The 21,092-nt window shown below is 60.2% G+C and carries 21 protein-coding genes and 1 pseudogene; 3 read left to right on the forward strand and 19 right to left on the reverse strand.

Features of this window, described 5'->3' with window-relative positions; translation table 11 throughout:
• Nucleotides 1-7: 7 nt before the first annotated feature.
• Nucleotides 8-1,213, reverse strand: a complete 1,206-nt coding sequence (locus AC4PS6_RS22265; protein WP_336826899.1) for an acetyl-CoA C-acetyltransferase — start codon at nucleotides 1,211-1,213, stop codon at nucleotides 8-10.
• A 650-nt stretch (nucleotides 1,214-1,863) separates the two neighbouring features.
• Between AC4PS6_RS22265 and AC4PS6_RS22270 the strand changes: the two genes are divergently transcribed.
• Nucleotides 1,864-2,670 carry a c-type cytochrome gene (locus AC4PS6_RS22270; protein ID WP_032874164.1) on the forward strand — a complete coding sequence of 269 codons (807 nt, stop codon included), beginning with the start codon at nucleotides 1,864-1,866 and terminating at the stop codon, nucleotides 2,668-2,670.
• 145 nt (nucleotides 2,671-2,815) lie between these two features.
• Here the strand turns inward: AC4PS6_RS22270 and AC4PS6_RS22275 are convergent, their stop codons facing one another.
• From AC4PS6_RS22275 to AC4PS6_RS22340, 14 genes are all read right to left on the reverse strand, one after another.
• Nucleotides 2,816-3,598, reverse strand: coding sequence for a transglutaminase family protein (locus AC4PS6_RS22275; RefSeq protein WP_019820589.1), 783 nt, complete (start codon nucleotides 3,596-3,598; stop codon nucleotides 2,816-2,818).
• Nucleotides 3,595-4,545: an alpha-E domain-containing protein gene (locus AC4PS6_RS22280; RefSeq protein WP_073454570.1), complete on the reverse strand. Its 951-nt coding sequence runs from the start codon at nucleotides 4,543-4,545 to the stop codon at nucleotides 3,595-3,597. Before AC4PS6_RS22280 ends, AC4PS6_RS22275 begins: the two co-directional genes overlap by 4 nt.
• Nucleotides 4,546-4,549: 4 nt before the next feature.
• On the reverse strand, nucleotides 4,550-5,959 hold the full coding sequence (locus AC4PS6_RS22285; protein WP_019820591.1) for a circularly permuted type 2 ATP-grasp protein: 1,410 nt from the start codon (nucleotides 5,957-5,959) through the stop codon (nucleotides 4,550-4,552).
• A gap of 427 nt (nucleotides 5,960-6,386) precedes the next feature.
• Nucleotides 6,387-6,728, reverse strand: a complete 342-nt coding sequence (locus AC4PS6_RS22290; protein WP_003193463.1) for a ribonuclease E inhibitor RraB — start codon at nucleotides 6,726-6,728, stop codon at nucleotides 6,387-6,389.
• A 213-nt stretch (nucleotides 6,729-6,941) separates the two neighbouring features.
• The gene (locus tag AC4PS6_RS22295; protein ID WP_014719530.1) at nucleotides 6,942-7,178 is read right to left on the reverse strand and encodes a hypothetical protein; all 237 of its coding nucleotides are present in this window, start codon (nucleotides 7,176-7,178) and stop codon (nucleotides 6,942-6,944) included.
• Nucleotides 7,179-7,281: 103 nt separating this feature from the next.
• Nucleotides 7,282-7,887 carry an START domain-containing protein gene (locus AC4PS6_RS22300; RefSeq protein ID WP_058410707.1) on the reverse strand — a complete coding sequence of 202 codons (606 nt, stop codon included), beginning with the start codon at nucleotides 7,885-7,887 and terminating at the stop codon, nucleotides 7,282-7,284.
• 41 nt (nucleotides 7,888-7,928) lie between these two features.
• Nucleotides 7,929-8,183: a YkgJ family cysteine cluster protein gene (locus tag AC4PS6_RS22305; protein WP_014719532.1), complete on the reverse strand. Its 255-nt coding sequence runs from the start codon at nucleotides 8,181-8,183 to the stop codon at nucleotides 7,929-7,931.
• Nucleotides 8,184-8,345: 162 nt separating this feature from the next.
• Entirely contained in the window at nucleotides 8,346-8,837 is a 492-nt protein-coding gene (locus tag AC4PS6_RS22310; protein WP_014719533.1) for a hypothetical protein, read from the reverse strand.
• A 94-nt stretch (nucleotides 8,838-8,931) separates the two neighbouring features.
• Entirely contained in the window at nucleotides 8,932-10,371 is a 1,440-nt protein-coding gene (locus tag AC4PS6_RS22315; protein ID WP_073454566.1) for an aminotransferase-like domain-containing protein, read from the reverse strand.
• Nucleotides 10,372-10,635: 264 nt separating this feature from the next.
• Nucleotides 10,636-11,448: an OmpA family protein gene (locus tag AC4PS6_RS22320; protein ID WP_019820595.1), complete on the reverse strand. Its 813-nt coding sequence runs from the start codon at nucleotides 11,446-11,448 to the stop codon at nucleotides 10,636-10,638.
• On the reverse strand, nucleotides 11,445-11,807 hold the full coding sequence (locus AC4PS6_RS22325) for a DUF4398 domain-containing protein (protein WP_014719535.1): 363 nt from the start codon (nucleotides 11,805-11,807) through the stop codon (nucleotides 11,445-11,447). Before AC4PS6_RS22325 ends, AC4PS6_RS22320 begins: the two co-directional genes overlap by 4 nt.
• Before the next feature lie 9 nt (nucleotides 11,808-11,816).
• A complete protein-coding gene (locus tag AC4PS6_RS22330; protein ID WP_020301875.1) occupies nucleotides 11,817-12,632 on the reverse strand; it encodes a substrate-binding periplasmic protein in 816 nt (271 codons plus the stop codon).
• 71 nt (nucleotides 12,633-12,703) lie between these two features.
• Nucleotides 12,704-13,633 (reverse strand): electron transfer flavoprotein subunit alpha/FixB family protein, encoded by a 930-nt coding sequence (locus AC4PS6_RS22335; RefSeq protein WP_014719537.1) that lies wholly within the window; start codon nucleotides 13,631-13,633, stop codon nucleotides 12,704-12,706.
• Between the two features lie 2 nt (nucleotides 13,634-13,635).
• Nucleotides 13,636-14,385 carry an electron transfer flavoprotein subunit beta/FixA family protein gene (locus AC4PS6_RS22340; RefSeq protein WP_014719538.1) on the reverse strand — a complete coding sequence of 250 codons (750 nt, stop codon included), beginning with the start codon at nucleotides 14,383-14,385 and terminating at the stop codon, nucleotides 13,636-13,638.
• A 516-nt stretch (nucleotides 14,386-14,901) separates the two neighbouring features.
• On the opposite strand from AC4PS6_RS22340, the gene AC4PS6_RS22345 reads away from it, so the two are divergent.
• Complete coding sequence (locus AC4PS6_RS22345) at nucleotides 14,902-16,566, forward strand: electron transfer flavoprotein-ubiquinone oxidoreductase (RefSeq protein WP_020301874.1); 1,665 nt, start codon at nucleotides 14,902-14,904, stop codon at nucleotides 16,564-16,566.
• A 168-nt stretch (nucleotides 16,567-16,734) separates the two neighbouring features.
• Here AC4PS6_RS22345 and AC4PS6_RS22350 read toward each other — a convergent pair whose 3' ends face one another.
• A complete protein-coding gene (locus tag AC4PS6_RS22350; RefSeq protein WP_003193483.1) occupies nucleotides 16,735-17,628 on the reverse strand; it encodes an AraC family transcriptional regulator in 894 nt (297 codons plus the stop codon).
• A 181-nt stretch (nucleotides 17,629-17,809) separates the two neighbouring features.
• Between AC4PS6_RS22350 and AC4PS6_RS22355 the strand changes: the two genes are divergently transcribed.
• Nucleotides 17,810-18,862 carry an NAD(P)-dependent alcohol dehydrogenase gene (locus tag AC4PS6_RS22355; protein WP_014719540.1) on the forward strand — a complete coding sequence of 351 codons (1,053 nt, stop codon included), beginning with the start codon at nucleotides 17,810-17,812 and terminating at the stop codon, nucleotides 18,860-18,862.
• Here AC4PS6_RS22355 and AC4PS6_RS22360 read toward each other — a convergent pair whose 3' ends face one another.
• The 3 genes and pseudogenes from AC4PS6_RS22360 to AC4PS6_RS22370 all read right to left on the reverse strand — a co-directional run.
• The gene (locus AC4PS6_RS22360; protein ID WP_336826898.1) at nucleotides 18,863-19,666 is read right to left on the reverse strand and encodes an IclR family transcriptional regulator; all 804 of its coding nucleotides are present in this window, start codon (nucleotides 19,664-19,666) and stop codon (nucleotides 18,863-18,865) included.
• Between the two features lie 220 nt (nucleotides 19,667-19,886).
• Entirely contained in the window at nucleotides 19,887-20,852 is a 966-nt protein-coding gene (araH, locus tag AC4PS6_RS22365; protein WP_336826897.1) for an L-arabinose ABC transporter permease AraH, read from the reverse strand.
• A 22-nt stretch (nucleotides 20,853-20,874) separates the two neighbouring features.
• A pseudogene (locus tag AC4PS6_RS22370) lies at nucleotides 20,875-21,092 on the reverse strand (hypothetical protein); the annotation flags it as partial.

Here is a 21,092-nt window from a genome sequence, read left to right on the forward strand (position 1 = left end):
CTTAGGCTCAGAGACGTTCGATGATGGTGGCGATACCCATGCCACCGCCGACGCATAAAGTGGCCAGGCCGTAGCGTTGCTGGCGCGCCTCCAGCTCGTCGAGCAAGGTGCCGAGAATCGCGCAGCCGGTGGCGCCCAAGGGGTGGCCCATGGCGATGGAGCCGCCGTTGACATTGACCCGTGCGGCGTCGATGCCCATGTCCTTGATGAACTTGAGCACGACCGAAGCGAAGGCTTCGTTGACTTCGAACAGGTCGATGTCCTCGACCCGCAGGCCGGCCTTGGCCAGCGCCTTGCGAGTGGCCGGCGCGGGGCCGGTGAGCATGATCGTCGGGTCGGTACTGGTCACCGCCGTGGCGACAATACGCGCCCGCGGTTGCAGGCCCAGCTCGCGGCCTTTGGCCTCGGAACCGATCAGCATCAACGCGGCGCCATCCACAATGCCGGAACTGTTGCCCGGCGTGTGCACATGGTGGATGCGCTCCACGTGGCTATAGACCCGCAACGCGGTGGCGTCGAAGCCCATCTGGCCCATCATTTCGAAGCTCGGCTTGAGCTTGCCCAAGCCCTCGAGGGTTGAGTCGCCGCGGATAAATTCGTCATGGTCCAGCAGCACGATGCCGTTCTGGTCGTGCACCGCGATTAGCGACTTATTGAAGGAACCGTCTGCCCGCGCCCTGGCTGCTTTCTGCTGGGACTGTAGGGCAAAGACGTCGACATCCTGGCGCGTGAAGCCTTCCAGGGTGGCAATCAGGTCGGCGCCAATGCCTTGGGGCGTGAAGTGGCTGTGCATATTGGTTTGCGGGTCGAGTACCCAGGCGCCGCCATCGCTGCCCATGGGCACGCGGGACATGGACTCGACGCCGCCAACAACCACCAGGTCTTCGAAGCCGGAACGCACCTTCATCGCCCCCAGGTTCACCGCTTCCAGGCCCGACGCGCAGAAGCGATTGACCTGCACACCGGCCACACTGACATCCCAGTCGGCCACCAGCGCGGCGGTCTTGGCGATATCGGCGCCCTGGTCGCCAACGGGCGTGACGCAGCCCAGGACGATGTCATCCACTTGGCGGGTGTCGAGGTCGCTGCGCTGCGCCAGCGCCGTGAGCAAGCCAGCCACCAGGTTTACCGGCTTGACGCTGTGCAGGGCACCGTCGGCCTTGCCCTTACCCCGGGGCGTGCGTATCGCATCAAAAATCAAAGCTTGGGTCATGACATCCTCGAACCGCTGTGGGTGTGTGCTCCTACCTTAGGCCCGATTGACACGGTTTCAATGACGGATGCGCTCATTGCTTTTGACCCCCTCGCTCGGACGAACGGTAGGTTCCTACGGGAAATCCCTGATTAATCGTTTTAGCTGTCTAGCCCTAGGGCTGGCGCCAAGATGGCAATAAGCCTCATGCCGTTTTTAGCGCAAATACTTCTTAGCTGATATGAAATGAGTCTAAGCCAGAAAGAACGGGCGCTCTAAGGTTGAATCTGTAAGACGCTGTTGCCGGGTTTTGCTGGAACAGTTGTAAGAAAAGTGCAACGTCACCTCGCGATACTGAAATAAACCAGCACGCATTTGACGCTCAGGAATAACAACAAAAGAAAAGGCAGTCAGCCATGTTCAAACAATCGAAAGTACGTCAGGCGGGACTTATTCTGTTCGCCACCACCTTGATTCTGATCTTGCCCAATTTAACCAAGGTTATTGGGTGACACTCCCCGCTTGCGTGCACACACCGCACCAGGCCTGCAGTTTTTGGCAGCACCTGCCAGGACATTGCGCTTAGCGCTCCTGTTTTGCAGGGGCTGTCTTTTTACCTGCCGTTTTCCGTTATCGTGTGCGCCCTCACTCTCTCGCAACGGGCCTGTGCCTTGAAACCGATCCTCGCCCTTTTTGCCCTGCTGCTGAGCCTGCCCGCGGCGGCGGCACAGTTGACCATCGAGTTGGACCACAGCCAAAAGACCTGGCAGACCGCCGAGTTGCTCAAGCACCCCGACGCTCAGACGGTGCAGATCGTCGATGATGTGTCCTACAAGCGCACTATGACCTATCGTGCGGTGCCCCTGGCGGTGCTCTTACCGGGCCTTAAATCTGCGAACCACCTGCAAGCCGTTGCCCTTGATGGTTTTGCCGCCGAACTTGCCGCCGCGCCGTTACTGGAAAAAAACGGCGCCCGCGCCTGGCTGGCCGTGGAAGACCCGGCCCATCCATGGCCACCGCTGGCACAGGGCAAGCCCAGCGCCGGGCCGTTCTATCTGGTCTGGACCAACCCTCAAGCCGGGCATATCAGCCCCGAACAGTGGCCGTTCCAGGTATCGAAACTCAAGCAGTTGCAGACGGTTGGCGAGCGTTTCCCGGCGTTATTGCCCGACCCGAAGCTGGCGGCGAACGACCCGATCAACCAGGGCTTTGCGTTGTTCCAGAAGAACTGCCTGGCGTGCCATCGCCTCAATGGCGGCGGTGATGCCCAGATGGGGCCGGACCTGAATGTGCCCTACAACCCCACCGAGTATTTCAGCGGGGATTTCCTCAAGCGTTACATCCGCGACCCGCAAAGCCTGAGGCAGTGGCCACAGGCGAAGATGCCGGCGTTTACAGCGAGTGTATTGCCAGACAATGAGTTGGATTTGCTGGTGGGGTATCTGCGGCATATGGCGGGCCGCAAACAGCAACCTTGAGCCTGCGCTGTATCGATCGTTCCCACGCTCCGCGTGGGAACGCCTCTTGTGATGCTCTGCGTCACGCTTTGGGACGCGGAGCGTCCTCGGCTGCATTCCCACGCAGAGCGTGGGAACGATCAAAGCTCGCCCCTACCGTTATCGGTCATTGCTGCGGCGCCACGAATACCTTGGCATGCATCTGCTCATGCCCACCGCCACGGCGCATGCCCCGGACCGGGCAGGCGTCGAGGTAGTCCAGGCCCACGGCCAGCTTCAAGTGCCGCTCCGGCCGCGCCAGTTGGTTGGTCACGTCAAAGCTGTACCAGGCGTCATCCAGCCAGGCTTCGGCCCAGGCATGGCTGGCCAGGTGCGTGCTGTCTTCGGTATACAGATACCCCGACACATACCGCGCAGGGATCCCCAGGCTGCGTGCGCAGGCCAGGAACGCATGGGTGTGGTCCTGGCACACCCCTGCTGCACCTGCAAAGGCCTGGGCGGCGCAGGTATCGACGTCGGTCGCACCGGGGGTGTAGACCATGGTGTGGTTAAGCGCGTGCATCAAGTCGATAAGCGCCGTGCGATCACGACGCTGATGGCAGTGTTGCTCGGCAAACCCGCGCAGGGCGTCGTCGGGCTCGGTGAGGCGCGTGGAGCGCAGGAACGGAAAGGCAGACTGACTTTCGTGTTCGGCCTCGCGCAATTCATCGATCTCCACCACGCCCCGGGCGCCGATGATGATGGCGTCGTGGGGTTCGTCCAGCGTGAGCACATGCAAGATATTGCCGAAGGGGTCCACCTGTGCCCGCACCGGGCGCGGCAGGTCGAGTTGCCAGCTCAGCACGTGTTGGCGCTCGCTGTCATGGGGCGTCAGGCGCAGGTACTGGATGCTGGCGCGCACCTGGTCTTCGTAGTGGTAGGTAGTGTCGTGGCTGATGGAGAGTCTCATGCCGCCTCCAGGTAGGAACTGTAGATGGCGTCGCCCAACTGGCGGACCAAGGGGATAAAGTCGGTCAGCCAGGCATGCAGGCCTTCCTCGAGGATTTCGTCGATGGCCGTAAAGCGCAGGCGCGCATCCATCTCGGCGGCCAGGCGCTGGGCCGGGCGGCCGTTGATGCCGGGCAGGCTGGCGAGGATCTGGTCGATCTCTTCGCTGCACGCGCGCAGCGAACGCGGCACATCCGCGCGTAACAGCAGCAGCTCAGCCACTTGCCGAGCCCCCGGGGCATCGCGATAAATCTCGGTGTACGCCTCGAATGACGACAGTGCGCGCAGCAACGCACTCCATTGGTAATACGCGTGAGCCGTGCCATCGCTGACGACCGCCGCGTGTTCGCCGGCCATTTCGTAGCGGGCATCGAGCAAGCGCAGGGTGTTATCGGCGCGCTCGATAAAGGTGCCCAGGCGAATAAAGCGGAAGGCATCGTTGCGCATGATAGTGCCGTAAGTGGCGCCCCGAAACAGATGGGAGCGCTCCTTGACCCACTCACAAAACCGGCTCATGCCGTAATGGCTCAGGCCCTGCTGGGCGATATCGCGTATGTCCAGCCAAGTGGCATTGATGTTTTCCCACATGTCGGCGGTGATTCGCCCACGTACAGCGTGAGCGCTGGCCCGCGCCGCACCCAGACAGCTGTAGATGCTCGCCGGGTTGGCCGCGTCCAGGGCAAAAAAGTGCAGCAAGCGTTCAGCGTGCAAGGGGCCATGGCGCGCGTGGTAATCGTCCAGGGTGCTGGTGATCAACAGCGGCATGGCCAACTCGTGCAGGCCATCGCCGCGCCCGTCCTGGGGCATCAGCGACAGCGAATAGCTGACATCGAGCATGCGCGCGAGGTTTTCGGCACGCTCCAGGTAGCGCGACATCCAGTACAAATCCGAGGCAGTTCTACTCAACATGGCATCAGCCCTCGACCACCCAGGTGTCTTTGGTTCCGCCGCCCTGGGACGAGTTGACCACCAGCGAGCCTTCGCGCAGCGCCACGCGGGTCAGGCCACCCGGTACCACGCGGGTCTCCTTGCCGGACAACACGAAAGGGCGCAGGTCTATGTGGCGCGGGGCGATGCCGTTCTCGACAAAAGTCGGGCAGGTAGACAAGCACAGGGTCGGCTGCGCGATATAAGCGTGTGGCTTGGCCTTGATACGTGCCCGGAACGCTTCGATTTCTGCCGTGGTAGACGCCGGTCCAACCAACATGCCGTAACCACCGGAACCCTGGGTTTCCTTGACCACCAGCTCGGGCAGGTTGGCCAGTACGTGGGACAATTCGTCAGGCTTACGGCATTGGAAGGTCGGAACGTTCTGCAGGATCGGCTCTTCGTCGAGGTAGAAGCGAATCATCTCGGTGACGAACGGATACACAGATTTGTCGTCCGCAACCCCGGTGCCAATGGCGTTGGCCAGCACCACATTGCCGCAACGGTAGGCTGCGAGCAGGCCGGGCACACCGAGCATGGAGTCCGGGTTGAAGGCCAGCGGGTCAAGGAACGCATCATCAAGGCGACGGTAGATCACATCGACAGCCTTGGGCCCGTCGGTGGTGCGCATGAACACACGGTCATCGCGCACGAACAAATCCGCACCTTCCACCAATTCCACACCCATTTCCCGAGCCAGGAAGGCATGTTCGAAGAACGCGCTGTTGAAACGCCCGGGCGTCAGTACCACCACACTGGGGTTATCCAGGGGGCTGGCGCTTTTGAGGGTGTCGAGCAGCAGGTTGGGGTAATGGTCGATGGGCGCGATGCGCTGGGCCGCGAACAGCTCGGGGAACAGACGCATCATCATTTTGCGGTCTTCAAGCATGTAGCTGACACCGCTGGGCGTGCGCAGGTTGTCCTCGAGCACGTAGTACGTGCCGTCGCCATCGCGTACGAGGTCGACCCCGGAGATGTGCGAATAGATATCGCGGTGCAAATCCAGGCCCTGCATTGCCAACTGGTATTGCTCGTTGGCCAGTACCTGTTCGGCGGGGATGATGCCGGCCTTGATGATGCGTTGATCGTGGTACAGGTCGGCGAGGAACAGGTTCAGCGCCTTGACCCGCTGGATGCAGCCGCGCTCGACAATCCGCCATTCACTCGCTGGAATGCTGCGGGGGATGGTGTCGAAGGGGATCAGGCGCTCGGTGCCTTGTTCGTCCCCGTAGAGGGTGAAGGTGATACCGGCGCGGTGAAACAGCAAATCGGCTTCACGCCGGCGCTGGGCCAGCAGTTCGGCAGGGGTGTCGGCCAGCCAACGGGCGAACTCGCGATAATGGGGGCGAACCTGCCCTGCCCCATCGTACATTTCATCGTAATAAGTGCGGATCATGCCGTACTCCTTGTCACCCGGACGCAAGAACCTTCGCAAGGCCCGTGCCAGCGGCATAAACACTTAATAATCAACCAGTTGAATAATCCAAGCGCATTCCTCGCACCGTCCTGGTGCGCACAATGGCTTGGGTCACGTCGCGCGCCTCATTGCAATGCGGTCTTTGACTATCAACAGCATAGCCAGAGTTGATTTCACTGCCCGGCTGGCGCTGCGGATAATCACCTCCATCGGCTGAACAGGAGATGTCCTACAGCGAAACCTTTTGTGCAAGCGATATCGTGTTACTTCGTGTACTGATCTACTCTCTTGAGCTTCCCTTTCCGCCACCCTATCCGGGTGGCTTTTTTTGCACGTAAAACGCCGTCCAAACAAAATCGGCCGACCCAAAGGTCAGCCGATACGCTGTGGTGCTCATAAATACCAACTACATGGGTAACCCACGCACCTCCTGCTTGACGCCCCATCCTTCAATGATCCCTCCCAGGGGCTCGACCACTGCTTCAAAGTCTTGCTCGAAATCTCCTATGCCGTCGTAGGTTGCGAACATGATTTTGCTCAGTTCCAGGTACCAGGCGCCATCGTCGCGCGCACTGACCTGAGCGTTGAGGGACTCCCCACGAAATCGACCCGCCGCCCTGCGCGCCCGTTCCTCATCCGGGAAAATGGCGTAGAACTCGATGGGGTGAAAACGCGAGAAATCAAAGCCGCCTTCTTTCATGCGGCGCAGTACGTTGGTGCTGATGTCTTCTTGATAGGCTGTGCTCATGAAACGTCCTCCTCAAACCGATGGATAGACTTTCCGTGCTTCCTGAAGCCCCGCGCCCTGCTGGCGTGGGCACCACGGCATAACAACGCCGCAGGAAAACAAGCATGTAGCTGACAAGACCAGACCTTAGCGATTCATTCGCTGATCTCGATTGCAGAGTAGCGCGAAGCTATCACCTCCACCAGAGGTGCTCGTGTGGCGTGTGAAAAATGTTTAGACGGAGGGAGAAATATCGAGAATCTGGATACTGTTCTGGTCTTTGAGAATCTTGACCGTAGGCTCGGGTTTCCGGCCTTCCAGGTCATTGAGATCGAGTTCGGCAGCAATCGGCACCAGCTTCGCACGAATCATATGCGCAGCGTCTTCGAGGCTGGGCTTTTGTTCGCAGGTGAACTGCTGCACGGACTTTTCACCGTGATCATCAACGAAGGTAATTTGCCACGTTTGCATCGGTGCCTCCTCGATAAAACCCATAGGTGGGCTTACAAGTATCTGGACCTTGGCGGCGCGCAAAACGTTCCGCTCAAGCCCGGAGGCACCGGATCAACTGCACTTATTTTTCAGCGTGTTCTTTCAAGGCTTTCAAGGTATTGAACGGCGCTTCCACCACGAACTTGTTGGCCAGCCACGAAGGTACGCTGCCACCTGGCTCGGTGTGTACCTGGTAGGTGACTTCGGTCTGGTTATCGCCCTTTGGCACCAGTTTCCAGAAACCGTCCACCTGGGCAACCCGCACGTAGCCTTTTGCTTCTGGCTTGTAGGTCGGCACACCTTCCAGTTTGCGCGTGACGGTGCCGTCAGCGGCTTTGGTGGTGGTGACGTGGATGTACGAGTCGCGGTCCGTCACGGGGAACGGGGCCTTGAACTGGGTGTAGGTCCAGGCCTCGTCGCCTTTCTTGTCGACGAGTTGCTGGGATTTGCATTCATGGATCCATGCGCAAGCACCGACCACATCTTCCTGCAGCGCCTGGACCTTGGCCAAAGGCGCCTTGATCACCGTCACACCGCGATACGCCTTGTACTTGGAACCGGCAACCTCGCTCAGGGAGACCTTGATACCGTCTTCGTCCTTGGCGACTTGCCAATCCTCAGCCTGGGCAGTAGCCGCCAACAACAGCGTAAAACCGCACAGTACAGCCACTCGTTTCAGCGAACCCATCGTTGTATTCCTTATTGTTGAAGTTCCGATAGTAAAGCCCATCAAGCCGCCGTCATCTGTTCCCACCAACCGATCAGGCGAATGGCATCGGCCTGGTCATTGCCGCACACCTCAATATCGGGCTTGAAATCACTGCATACGGCTGGCCGCTGCGGTTGACCGAACAACTGGCACAGTTGTTCCACCGACAAGTGCACGCAGCGAACGCCAGCGGGCTTGCCATGGGGCATTCCCGGCAACGGTGAACTGATGGAGGGGGCAATGCAGCATGCGCCACAGCCTTCACGGCATTTCATGACCAGCAGGTCCTCGACGACTCAATAGGGATGGCCGGGCTAGAGTACGCCCTTAAACAGACGTTTTAAAATGGCCCAACAGGGGTTTTTCGCACAAAACAAAAGTGACCGACCAGTCTGCGACAGATGGTCGGCGACCTGGGTCACCTGTGGTGCGAAAGTTTATTGCTTGAATTCGAAATCCAGCGCAGCGCCTTCAACATCACGGCGCTCTTCGTTACGCAGTTGCAGCTTCATCTCATTGCTGAGCAAGCGGCCGTTGATCTGAAACGCGCTGTTGTCGGTGGGCTTTTCGCCAAACATTGGCGGCAGCAAGGGCACACTCTTGGGCTTGGGCATGGTACCGATGGGTTGCAAGTGCCTGACCATGTCCGAAGGCAGGGACAGGTCCAACTGTGCCGGTGGCAGTTTGGTCTGGGCGACTTCATGGGCCGACTTGGACTTGCTCGCCACGGGTGCACGCTTTTTGGTCGAGGCGGCTTTCTTTTGTGCGGCGGGGGCTTTTTTCGCAGGCGCTGGCTGCTTGGCTGAGGTCTTTTGCTCGGCACCGACAGCAGGCTTGCCTTCAGCCACCGGCGCTGCAGCCAGCACGCTGCCGGCATTGCACAGGCTCAGCAGACCAAGCATCAACGTAACGCGAAAAATAGAAGTCATATCGCCAACAGCATTAACGGCAGAAGGCCATATGCTCGCTTGTTGTGCGCGGCATGACAAGGGCACAGATCAGTCTTGTGCCCTTTTGCTCGCCTCAATAACCCGCTGCGGCCTCCTGGCACAGCTGGCTGGCAAGCATTCCCAGGGTCATCAACGCCCTCTCCGCCTCGCGATTCCACGGCGTGCCGCAATTGAGGCGAATACAGTGGTTGAACTGTTCGGTATTACTGAAAATCAGCCCTGGCGCAATGCTGATGCCTTGTTGCAGGGCACGCACATGCAGTTCCTGAGTATTGACCCGCCCCGGCAAACTGACCCACAAGATAAAGCCGCCGGTCGGGCGGGTCATCTGGGTGCCTTCGGGGAAATACTGCTGCACCGCCAATTGGAAGGCACTGAGGTTCTTGCGGTATTCCTGGCGGATGTAGCGCAAATGACGGTCGTAGCCACCGTTTTCCAGATAGGCCGCGACGCCCATCTGCGTGACGCTGCAAGCAGAATGCGTGCTGAACATCTGCAGGCGCTGGATTTCCTGCTGGTACTTGCCGGCAATCATCCAACCAATGCGCACGCCCGGCGACAAGGTCTTGGAAAAGCTTGAGCAATAGATTACGCGGTCGAGGCGGTCGTAGGCCTTGAGGGCTTTGGTGCGGCCGAGTTCGAACATCAACTCGCCGTAAATGTCATCTTCGACGATCTGGATATCGAAGTCCGAGGCCAGGCGCAGCAACTGTTTCTGCCGCTCCTCCGGCATGGTGCCGCCCAGCGGATTACTCAGGCGCGTGGTCAACACCAGCGCCTTGATCGACCATTGGTTGGCGGCCAGTTGCAGGGCTTCCAGGCTCATGCCTGTGGCGGGGTCGCTGGGGATCTCGATAACCTTGAGGCCCAGCAGATCAGCCAATTGCAGCAGGCCGTAATAGGTGGGTGATTCAGCCGCGATCAGGTCGCCAGGGCGCGTCAGCACGCGCAACGACATTTGCAATGCATCGACACAGCCGTGGGTGATCACCACTTCGGAAGGGTCCACCACCACGCCCGCATCGCGCATACGGATCGCCACCTGGCGCCGCAATGGTTCAAAGCCAGGGCTGAACATGTAGCTGAAGGCCCGTGGGCTCTGGAAACGCGTGACCTTGGCCAACTGCTGATGCAGTGCCCGCACCGGCAGGTAGTCGACACTCGGCACCGCCGCGCCCAAGGGAAACACCCCTTCGCGGCGCGACTCGACCAGCACCTGCTGGATGATACTGCTACGGGTGACCAACCCTGGGCGCTCGACCCGTGCGATATCAGGCGTAGGCGCCGTGAGTGCTGGCGTCTGGTGCACGTAATAGCCCGACTGCGGCCGCGCCCGGATCAGCCCCTGGTCTTCCAGGTTGGCGTAGGCCTGCAGCACCGTGGCATGGCTCACATTGAGCTGGGAACTCATCTTGCGCACCGACGGCACGCGCTCCCCCGGTTGGTAGACACCGCGCCGGATGTCCTCAGCCAGTTGCTGGGCAATACGTTGGTAAAGCAACAGATTGGTCATGACGCAGCACTCGATTTCACGGGTATTTTATTTTTGTGTGAAACATACCGGCACAGTTTAGAAGTGTACGGGGACAGTTGCCACAATAGTCGAGCGCGGGCGGGAGTGACAGTAAAAACTGCGGGGGAGCTGGGGTGGGCATCGCCGAAACGAAATGTGGGAGCGGGCTTGCCCGCGAAAGCGGTGTGTCAATCAGTACATTCGGTACTGAGCCACCGCATTCGCGGGCAAGCCCGCTCCCACAATTTGGATCTGCGTCAGACTTTAGCGTGCTGCGCCCAATTGGCCCTTCTCGTCAGAGAACACAATTTCCACTCGGCGATTCTGTGCACGACCACGCTCGGAGGCATTGGCTTCCACCGGGTATTGGTCGCCATAACCCTCGACCTCGATGCGCTTGTCATCAATACCCAGGTCCATCAACAGATCGGCCACCGATTGAGCACGGTCGCGGGACAGTTTCAGGTTTTCCTGCTCGCCACCGGTGTTGTCGGTGTAGCCCTCGATGCGCACCCGACGCTTGGGGTTCAGTTGCAGAAATTGCACGATCTTGAGCACCGTGCGGTTGGCGGAGTTCTGCAGTTCAGCTTCGCCAGTGTCGAACAGTACGTCCCCCAGGGTCATCACCAGGCCACGATCGGTCTGGGTGGTGAGGCTGGCGATTTGCGCTTCAACCCACTTGCCCTGCTGTTGCACGCTGGCCAGCTTGTTTTCGCGCAAGGCCAGTTGCAGGCGCTGACGTTCCAACTCCAGTTGGGTGCCGCGCTCGGCATTCAGGCCCTGCTGGGTGTGCTCTCGGGCGATGGCGCTGTAACGCTGGCTCAGGTAAGCGTAATGCACCACATCCGCGCCGCTGCCCCAGTAGCTGGACAGGCGATCGGCGCGGGCCAGGGACTCGCCGGCGCGGATCACGTCCTTGGGGGCGAAGCGCAGTACGTTGGCGTCTTCCTTGACCTTTTGAAAGTCATCGCCGGCCTGCTGCAACGCCTGCTCGCTCGTGGGTTGGCTGGCACAGCCGCCCAAGGCCGCGCCGCCCAGCAGCAGTACACAGCTCAAACTACGGATCATCGGGCTCATTGTGCGTCTCCCAACTGCAGTTGCTTACGCAGGCGAGTGATACGGGTATTGAGCACGTTCAATTGTTCCTGGCTCTTGCCGGTCAGCACTTTGGCTTCGGCCAGGCGTGCGTCCAGCTCAGCCTGCTCGGCGCGCATCCGCGCTCGCTTGTAGGATTGGTCGGCCATGTTGCCCTTGGCCCGGGCGAATTTTTCTTCGGCCAGCTTCAGTTCGGGGGATTCATCGGTGTTGGCCCCGACCGCGGTGGCTTGTTCCAAGGCTTGCTGGGTCAGGCGCATTTGTTCGATCGGCGCAGGATCGGTTGCGCATCCCGCCAGCGCGACAACGGCAAGGGCCGCGAAAAGAGCTCGAAAAATCACTGTAAATCCCTACTTTGTTGGGGTGCCGACAGGTTGTTGCAGTTGCGCTTTCCAACGCTCCAGATTGCGCTGCAGCGCGGCTTGAGCGGCACCGGAGGCGGGCAATTCTGTCATCTTTTTCGTCAGCTGTCCGCGAAGCCAAGGATCATTGCAGGCCGAGTTGTGGGAAACCGCCAGGTACAGGCCAGGCTGGTCGACAGGCACCTCATGGGCCACCAGGTCATTACTCATGCCCAGGGTCTGGGCCATGGCCATGCCGGAATAGCGCCCAGCCAGCACGTAGTCCACTTCACCGAGCAACAGTTTCTGGAAAGCCGGCGTCAAATTGGGCAGGCGTTGCAGGTTGAGTTGCTGGCTGGCGAAGGTTTCGAACTCCGCGCTCAAACGCGCACGTTCCGAAACTGCGCCTTTGTGGCCGTGCAAATCGGCGGCGGTGGAATAGACCACGGCTGAATCCTTGCGCGTCCATACCAGGTAGTCGGTCTGCATCAGCGCCGGATGGATGTAGTCGAAGTGGTCCAGCTCACCCAGATTCAGCGGTGCGTCGGCGAGAATGTCCATGCGCCCGCTACGCGCTTCATCCAGGGCCAAGGAGCGTTTGCCGCCATAGAGCAGGTCGATTTTCAGCCCGAGGTCCTTGCCCACTTGTTGCAGCACGTCAGCGGTCGCGCCGATCAGGTGCGTAGGGTCCTGAGGGTCGCGCCAGAGCAAAGGCGGTGCGTCCGGGCTGCCGGTGATCACCAGGCGCTCGCACTTGCCGGCGGCGAGCGTCAGGCTCGGCAGCAGCGTAAGGCCCAGCAGTAAGGCCCAGGGGCGCAGTTCCATGGCAAGACTCTCCCGATCAGTAAAAAAAACCCGGTCATAAGACCGGGCTCTTTATAAGTGAAGCGGCTGGATTAGACCAGCTTCTCCAATTCAGGTACGGCTTCGAACAAGTCCGCCACCAGGCCATAATCGGCTACCTGGAAGATCGGCGCTTCTTCGTCCTTGTTGATCGCAACGATCACCTTCGAATCTTTCATACCGGCCAAGTGCTGGATAGCGCCGGAGATACCGACGGCGATGTACAGCTGTGGCGCAACGATCTTGCCGGTCTGGCCGACCTGCATGTCGTTGGGTACAAAGCCTGCGTCGACAGCAGCGCGGGAAGCGCCGACCGCAGCACCCAGCTTGTCGGCCAGGGCGTACAGGTGTTTGAAGTTGTCACCGTTCTGCATGCCACGACCGCCGGAAACGACGATCTTGGCAGCGGTCAGTTCAGGACGGTCCGACTTGGCCAGCTCTTCGCCGACAAAGCTGGAAGTGCCAGCGTCGTGGGCAGCGGAGACGGCTTCAACGGCAGCCGAGCCACCTTCGGCAGCAACCGGGTCGAAACCGGTGGCGCGCACGGTGATGACCTTGACCGAGGCGTTGGACTGCACGGTAGCGATGGCGTTACCGGCGTAGATCGGGCGCTTGAAGGTGTCGGCGCTTTCTACCGAGATGATCTCGGAGATCTGGTCAACGTCCAGCTGCGCGGCAACGCGTGGCAGGATGTTTTTGCCGTTGGAGGTAGCGGCGGCCAGGATGTGGCTGTAGCCAGCGCCAAGCTCGGCGACCAGCGGTGCAACGTTTTCCGGCAGCTGATGCGCATAAGCGGCATTGTCAGCGTTCAGGACTTTGCTCACGCCTGCGATTTTCGCAGCGGCTTCAACCACGGCGCCAGCGCCCTGCCCTGCTACCAGGACGTGGATGTCCCCACCGATTTTAGCGGCAGCGGCCACGGTGTTCAGGGTGGCCGGGGCCAGTACCTTGTTGTCGTGTTCAGCGATTACCAAGATAGTCATGATTAGATTACCTTCGCTTCGTTTTTCAGTTTCTCGACCAGTTCAGCCACCGACTTGACCTTGATGCCCGCGCTGCGTGCAGCCGGCGCTTCGACTTTGACGGTCTTGTTGGTAGAGGCGGTGGAAACGCCCAAAGCGTCCGGAGTCAGCGTCTCCAGAGGCTTCTTCTTGGCTTTCATGATGTTTGGCAGGGACGCATAACGCGGCTCGTTCAAACGCAGGTCGGTGGTGACGATGGCCGGCAGTTTCAGGGAAACCGTCTGCGCGCCGCCGTCGATTTCACGGGTAACCGCAACGCTGTCGCCGCTCACTTCGACTTTCGAAGCGAAGGTGCCCTGGCCGTAACCGGTCAGTGCAGCCAGCATCTGGCCAGTCTGATTGTTGTCGCTGTCGATGGCTTGTTTGCCCAGGATCACCAGCTGAGGCTGTTCCTTGTCGACAACGGCCTTGAGCAGTTTGGCAACGGCCAGGGAGGTCAGCTCTTCAGCAGACTCCACCAGAATGGCGCGGTCGGCGCCCAGGGCCAAAGCGGTACGCAACTGCTCTTGGGCAGTGGTCGGCCCGATGGACACCACGACGATTTCCGTCGCCACGCCTTTCTCTTTCAGGCGTACGGCTTCTTCCACAGCGATTTCGCAGAAAGGGTTCATCGACATCTTGACGTTAGCAAGGTCGACGCCGGAATTGTCCGCCTTGACGCGAACTTTCACGTTGTAATCGACAACGCGTTTGACAGCTACAAGAACCTTCATGGATTCCTCGTTACTCTCCGGTGAAAAGAAAGTCGCCTAGGCGAACCTGGCGGTTGATGCTCATCGGCACACAAGGGCACCTCCAAAGACCTCGGCAGTGGCCTTGCACACGGGAAATGACGACCGTTCGTCAGTGGTGACTGAGAGGTCATTCTTTATCGCGGCGTGTAAACTGCGCCCCAACGTTTGGGTGCGCATCACCTTTATTGCCTTCAGCCTGTCTTTGGACGTGCTCTTGAAACCTGCAGTCTGCCTACGGGAAGCGCAAAACCGACCGTATCTTGACCGGAACGCCTATTCTGGTCAATACGGCAAAATGGTCAGTCATAAGCCCCGTTGCTTTGATTTATCTAGGCTGCAGGCAATTCAAACAAACGTTTGTATTGGACGCTGTCAGTGGTCTATATATAATGCGCCACCTAGAGAGACAGGTGGGTGCTGCCTTCGCGCAGAACCACACCGAACCTCCACCCATTAGAAAAAAAAGCCTGTTGAGCCTTGAGTAGGAGATAGCCTGTGGAACGCGAATACATGGAATTCGACGTGGTCATCGTCGGCGCTGGCCCGGCTGGCCTGTCTGCCGCCTGCCGACTGAAGCAGAAGGCCGCCGAAGCCGGTAAGGAAATCAGCGTCTGCGTGGTCGAGAAAGGCTCCGAAGTCGGCGCCCACATCCTCTCCGGTGCCGTGTTTGAACCCCGTGCCCTGAATGAATTGTTCCCGGACTGGAAAGCACTCGGCGCCCCGCTCAACACCCCGGTGGTGCGCGATGACATCTATGTACTGCGCAGCCCGGAAGCCTCCACCAAGGTGCCCGACTTCTTTGTGCCCAAGACCATGCACAACGAAGGCAACTACATCATTTCCCTGGGCAACCTGTGCCGCTGGCTGGCCCAGCAGGCCGAGAACCTGGGCGTGGAAATCTACCCAGGCTTCGCCGCCCAGGAAGCGCTGTTCGACGAGAACGGCGTGGTACGCGGCATCATCACCGGCGACCTTGGCGTTGACCGTGAAGGCAAGCCAAAAGACGGCCTGTACACCCCGGGCATGGAACTGCGTGGCAAGTACACGCTGTTCGCCGAAGGCTGCCGTGGCCACATCGGTAAGCAACTGATCCAGCGCTTCAACCTGGACAGCGACGCCGACGCCCAGCACTACGGCATCGGTCTGAAGGAAATCTGGGAAATCGACCCAGCCAAGCACCAGCCGGGCCTGGTGGTGCACACCGCCGGTTGGCCGCTGGACATCATGGGTAACGAGAACACCGGTGGCTCGTTCCTCTATCACCTGGAAAACAACCAGGTGGTGGTCGGCCTGATCGTCGACCTGTCCTACAGCAACACCTTCCTGTCGCCGTTCGATGAGTTCCAGCGCCTCAAGCACCACCCGGTGCTGGCCCAGTACCTGGAAGGCGGCAAGCGGGTCAGCTACGGCGCCCGCGCGATCTGCAAAGGCGGCCTGAATTCGCTGCCGAAGATGGTCTTCAAGGGTGGCGCGCTGATCGGTTGCGATCTGGGCACCCTGAACTTCGCCAAGATCAAAGGCAGCCATACCGCGATGAAGTCCGGCATGCTCGCCGCCGACGCCGTGGCCGACCGCCTGTTTGCCGAATCCGAGGGCGGCGACGAACTGACCGCGTATGTCGACAGCTTCAAAGCCAGCTGGCTGTATGAGGAACTGTTCGCCAGCCGCAATTTCGGCCCGGCCGTGCACAAGTTCGGCGCGATCATTGGCGGCGGTTTCAACTGGCTCGACCAGAACATTTTCGGCGGCAAGATCCCTTTCACCCTGCACGACACCAAGCCGGACTACGCCTGCCTGAAGCTGGCCAAAGACAGCCAGAAGATCGACTACCCCAAACCCGACGGCAAGTTGAGCTTCGACAAGCTGAGCTCGGTGTTCATCTCTGGCACCAACCATGAAGAAGAGCAGCCGTGCCACTTGAAGCTCAAAGACCCAAGCATCCCGATCGGCACCAACCTGCCGCTCTACGATGAACCGGCGCAGCGCTACTGCCCGGCTGGCGTGTATGAAGTGGTGACCAAGGAAGACGGCGAGAAGCGCTTCCAGATCAACGCCCAGAACTGCGTGCACTGCAAGACCTGTGACATCAAGGACCCTTCGCAGAACATCACCTGGGTGACACCGGAAGGTGCGGGTGGGCCGACTTACCCGAATATGTAAGTCGTTCGCTTAACCCAAAAAGGCTCCCGAGATGGGAGCCTTTTTTGTGGGCGACATCGATAAAAATGTGGGAGCTGGCTTGCCTGCGATGGCGGCCTTCAGGTGCCAAATGTATGGCTGACCCTCCGTTATCGCAGGCAAGCCAGCTCCCACAATGACCTCGTGGTGTCAGGCGGCACGCTCTTCACCTGGGTTGCGCAGGAAATAGCGTTTGTACTCCCGGCTGAACTGCGACGTACTCTGGTACCCCACTTTGTGCGCCGCCTGCGCCACACTCATGCCTTCCACCAGCAGCAACTGCTGGGCCTTCAATAACCGCAAGCGCTTGAGGTACTGCACCGGTGACAACAAGGTGCAGCGTTTGAAATGCTCATGAAAGGTCGAGGCACTCATGTGCGCAAATCCGGCCAACGTCTCGATATTCAGCGGCTCGGCGTAATGGGCATGCAGGTGATTCAATGAGGTGGCGATGCGCGAAAACTGCCCCTGTTGTTCCACCAGTGCACGCAACACATCCGCCTGAGGCCCACGCAAGGCGGTGAACAACAATTCGCGCACCCGCGCCGGGCCCATGATCCGGCTTTCCAGCGGATCGTGCAGGCACTGCAACAACCGCTCGACGCAGCCGCGCATCGCATCGTCCAGCACCACCGAACTCATCGACTCCAAAGTCTGCGCGGTCGGCGGCGGCCCGGCCTGCATACCCATGGCAATCACCAACTCGCCCAACACCACGCGGTCGATGCCTACCGTCACGCCATACAGCGGCGCCTCGGGGGCCATGGCAAAGGTCTCGCATTCGAACGGCACCGGCATCGCCTGGATCAGGTAATGCCCGGCGCCATACTCCAGCGTGCGGGGGCCAAGGTAGGCGACTTTGCTGCCCTGGGCCACGAACATCAGGCTTGGCTCATAGATCTGCGGCCCACGCGCCACATCGCAACTGGCGCGCAGCACCTGCACACCGGGCAAGTGAGTCGGGGAAAAACCGTCGCGGGGCGTGAGCCCTTCGATCAAGGCAACCAGCGTGGCATTGGCGTCCAAATGGCGGGTCAACAGCATGGCAAAAAACTTCGCGAATAAGGGATGACAGCATCATCGCAGGTCTGGCGGCCAATATATCCAAACCTCAGGCACTGCCGGACGAATAGGCATGAGACTCGGAGCATTTGCCATGTTCGCGCCCCCAGGCCGACGCGCAGAATTCGCCACCTCTGCAGTCCAAGCTTTTGTGAGGTTTACTATGTACACCGCCATCGGTTACGCCGCCCAGTCGGCCACCACGCCCCTCGCCCCGATGTCATTTGAACGCCGCAGCCCGCGCGTCGATGACGTGGCCATCGAGATTCTCTACTGCGGCGTGTGCCACTCCGATATCCACCAGGCTCGCAACGAGTGGGGCATCGCCGTGTACCCGTTGATGCCGGGCCACGAAATTGTCGGCAAGGTCACCGCCGTCGGCGCCAATGTGACTGCCCATAAAGTCGGCGACCTGGTGGGCGTAGGCTGCATGGTGGACTCGTGCCGTCACTGCGAAGCCTGCCAATCGGACCTTGAGCAATACTGCCTCGAGGGCCCGACCATGACCTATGCCACGCCGGACCGCGTGGATGGCAGCAACACCATGGGCGGTTACTCCGACAGCATCGTGGTCAGCGAACATTTCGTGGTGAAGATCCCGGCCAAGCTCGACCTGGCCAGCGCTGCGCCGATCCTGTGTGCAGGTATCACCACTTACTCGCCGCTCAAGCACTACGGCGTGAAAGCCGGCGATAAAGTCGGGATTCTCGGCATGGGCGGTCTGGGCCACATGGGCATCAAGTTCGCCAAGGCCATGGGTGCCGAAGTGACGCTGTTCACGCGTTCGGCGAGCAAGGCCGAGGAAGGCCGTCGCCAGGGCGCCGACCATGTGATCGTGTCCACTGATGCCGAGCAGATGAAAGCTGCTGCCGGGCACTTCGATTTCCTGCTCGACACCATCCCGGTGCAGCACGACCTGAACCCCTACCTCGATGTGCTGCGCTTTGACGGCGTGCATATCCTGGTCGGCCTGATCGAGCCGGTGGACCCGCCCGTCAACGCCGCCAAGCTGGTGCTGGGCCGTAAAGTCTTGGCCGGCTCGCTGATCGGCGGCATTGCCGAAACCCAGGAAGTCCTGGATTTCTGCGCCGAGCACAACATCACCTGCGACATCGAGATGCTCGACATCCGGCAGATCAACGAAGCTTACGCACGCATGATTGCCGGTGATGTGAAGTACCGCTTTGTCATCGACATGGCAAGCCTCAAAGCCTGATCAGGCCTTGGCGCCCAACTCCGCTGACAGCCGGGCTGCGACCTGTTTGATCACAGGAATCAGCTCGGCCATTTTCTCCAGCGGCATATAGGGCACCGTACTGGCGATGCTGATGCCGGCGACGATGCGCCCGCTGGCATCGCGCACCGGTGCGGCCACGCAGCGGATCGAAGGCTCGTTGTCTTCGAGGTCAAACGCGTAGCCACCCTCGACATACTCATGCATGCGCTGTTCGAACTGCGCCCAGGATTGCTCCGGGTGCTGCGGCCATTGCAGGCTTTTGCCCGCCGTCGGCAAGCTCGCCTCGTACAAGCGCTGCCACTCCTGCGGCGAGTCATCCAGCATCAACGCCTTGCCGATACCGGTGCGCGCCAACGGCATGCGATGGCCGACCCGCGAGCGCATTTCCGGCCCATTGCGGCCGGGGTTCTTGTGCAGGTAAAGCACCTCGTCGTACTCACGAATCGCCAGGTGAATGGTATCGCCGGTCAGCGCCGACAATTCATCCAGGTAGGGCACCGCCAGGTTCACCAAGGGCAACTCTTCACGGGCCTGGAACCCCAACTCGATCAGCTTGGGCCCCAGCAGATAACCGACCTGGGGCACCACACGCAGGTAACGCTCGTCCACCAGGCAACTGGCCAGGCGGTGCGTCGTGCTGCGCGTGGTGCCGATGCGCCGGGCGATCTCCTTGAGATCCCGCGCACCAGCCGCCACCGCTTGCACCACGCCCAGGCCGCGCAACAGGGTCTGGGTGCCGGTGGGGGTGGCGTCTTTGACGGGGGTGTGGGCGTTTTCCTGCATATCGGGCCTATAAGTATGAAAGCGGGGGCATTATGGCAAATACCGCCCTCCTGAACACAGAAGATCCAAGGTGGGAGCTGGCTTGCTGTGGCGAGGGAGCTTGCTCCCGTTCGACAGCGCAGCTGGAGCCGGCTTTTGGGGGCGCTTCGCACCCCAGCGCAAGCAAGCTTGCTCGCCACAGCAAGCCAGCTCCCACAGTTTGATCTTCACAGGGCGAACATCAGCGTTGCTTCATGCGGTCGATGATGACGGCCAGCAAGAGGATCGAGCCACGAATCACATATTGGTAAAAGGTATCGATGTTCTTCAGGTTCATCGCATTCTCGATGATCGCCAGAATCAACACCCCGGCAATCACATGGCGGATCATGCCAATGCCGCCGCTCAACGACACACCGCCCAGCACACAGGCCGAAATCACGGTCAGCTCGAACCCCTGGCCAATCATCGGCTGGCCCGAGGTCATGCGTGACGCGAGGATCACCCCGGCCAAGGCGCCGATCAAACCGTGCACGGCAAAGATGATGATCTTGGTGCGATCGACATTCACCCCCGCGAGTAACGCGGCTTCCTGGTTGCCGCCAATGGCCATAGTGTTGCGCCCGTAAGTGGTGTAATTGAGCAACCAGCCAAAGAACACAAAGCACAGCACGGTGATGATGATCGGCACCGGCACGCCCAGCAGCTGGCCGTTGCCGAACACGAAGAACCCTTCATTCATCACCCCCACCGCCTTGCCGTTGGAGAAGATGTAGGCCAGTCCGCGCACGATCTGCATGGTCGCCAAGGTGGCAATCAACGCGTTGATGCGCAGCTTGGCGATCACAATGCCGTTGATCAGCCCTACCACCAGGCCCATGGCCAAGGCTGCCGACACGCCGAGTGCCACGCTGTCGGTGTCGCGCATCACGATGCCCGCCACCACCCCGGCACAGGCGATCACCGAACCCACCGACAAGTCGAAGTGCCCCGACGCCAGGCAGAACAGCATGGTGCAGGCGGCGATGCCCACGGTGGAAATCGCCAGACCGAGGCCGCGCATGTTCAACGGAGACAGGAAGTTATCGATGAACACCGCGCTGAGCACAAAAATGCCCAGCGCCGCCAACAGCATCCCCCAATCATCGAGAAATTTGCGCTGATTGAAACCTGGCCAGAAGCCCTTTGCTGTTTTTACCTCAGACATAGCCAAACCCTCTTATTCTTGTTCAAGCCCGCGACTGTGGCAGCGCCAGTTGCAGCAGGCGCGCTTCATCCGCTTGGGCGCGGGGTAACTCACCGGTCAAGGCGCCTTCACTCATCACCAGGATGCGGTCAGAGATGCCCATCACCTCCATCAGGTCGCTGGACACCACAATCACCGCAATGCCGCTGGCCGCCAGGTTATGGATGATCTGGTAGATCTCCGACTTGGCGCCGATGTCGA

The sequence above is a fragment of the Pseudomonas sp. DW-iso17 genome, from assembly GCF_058725345.1.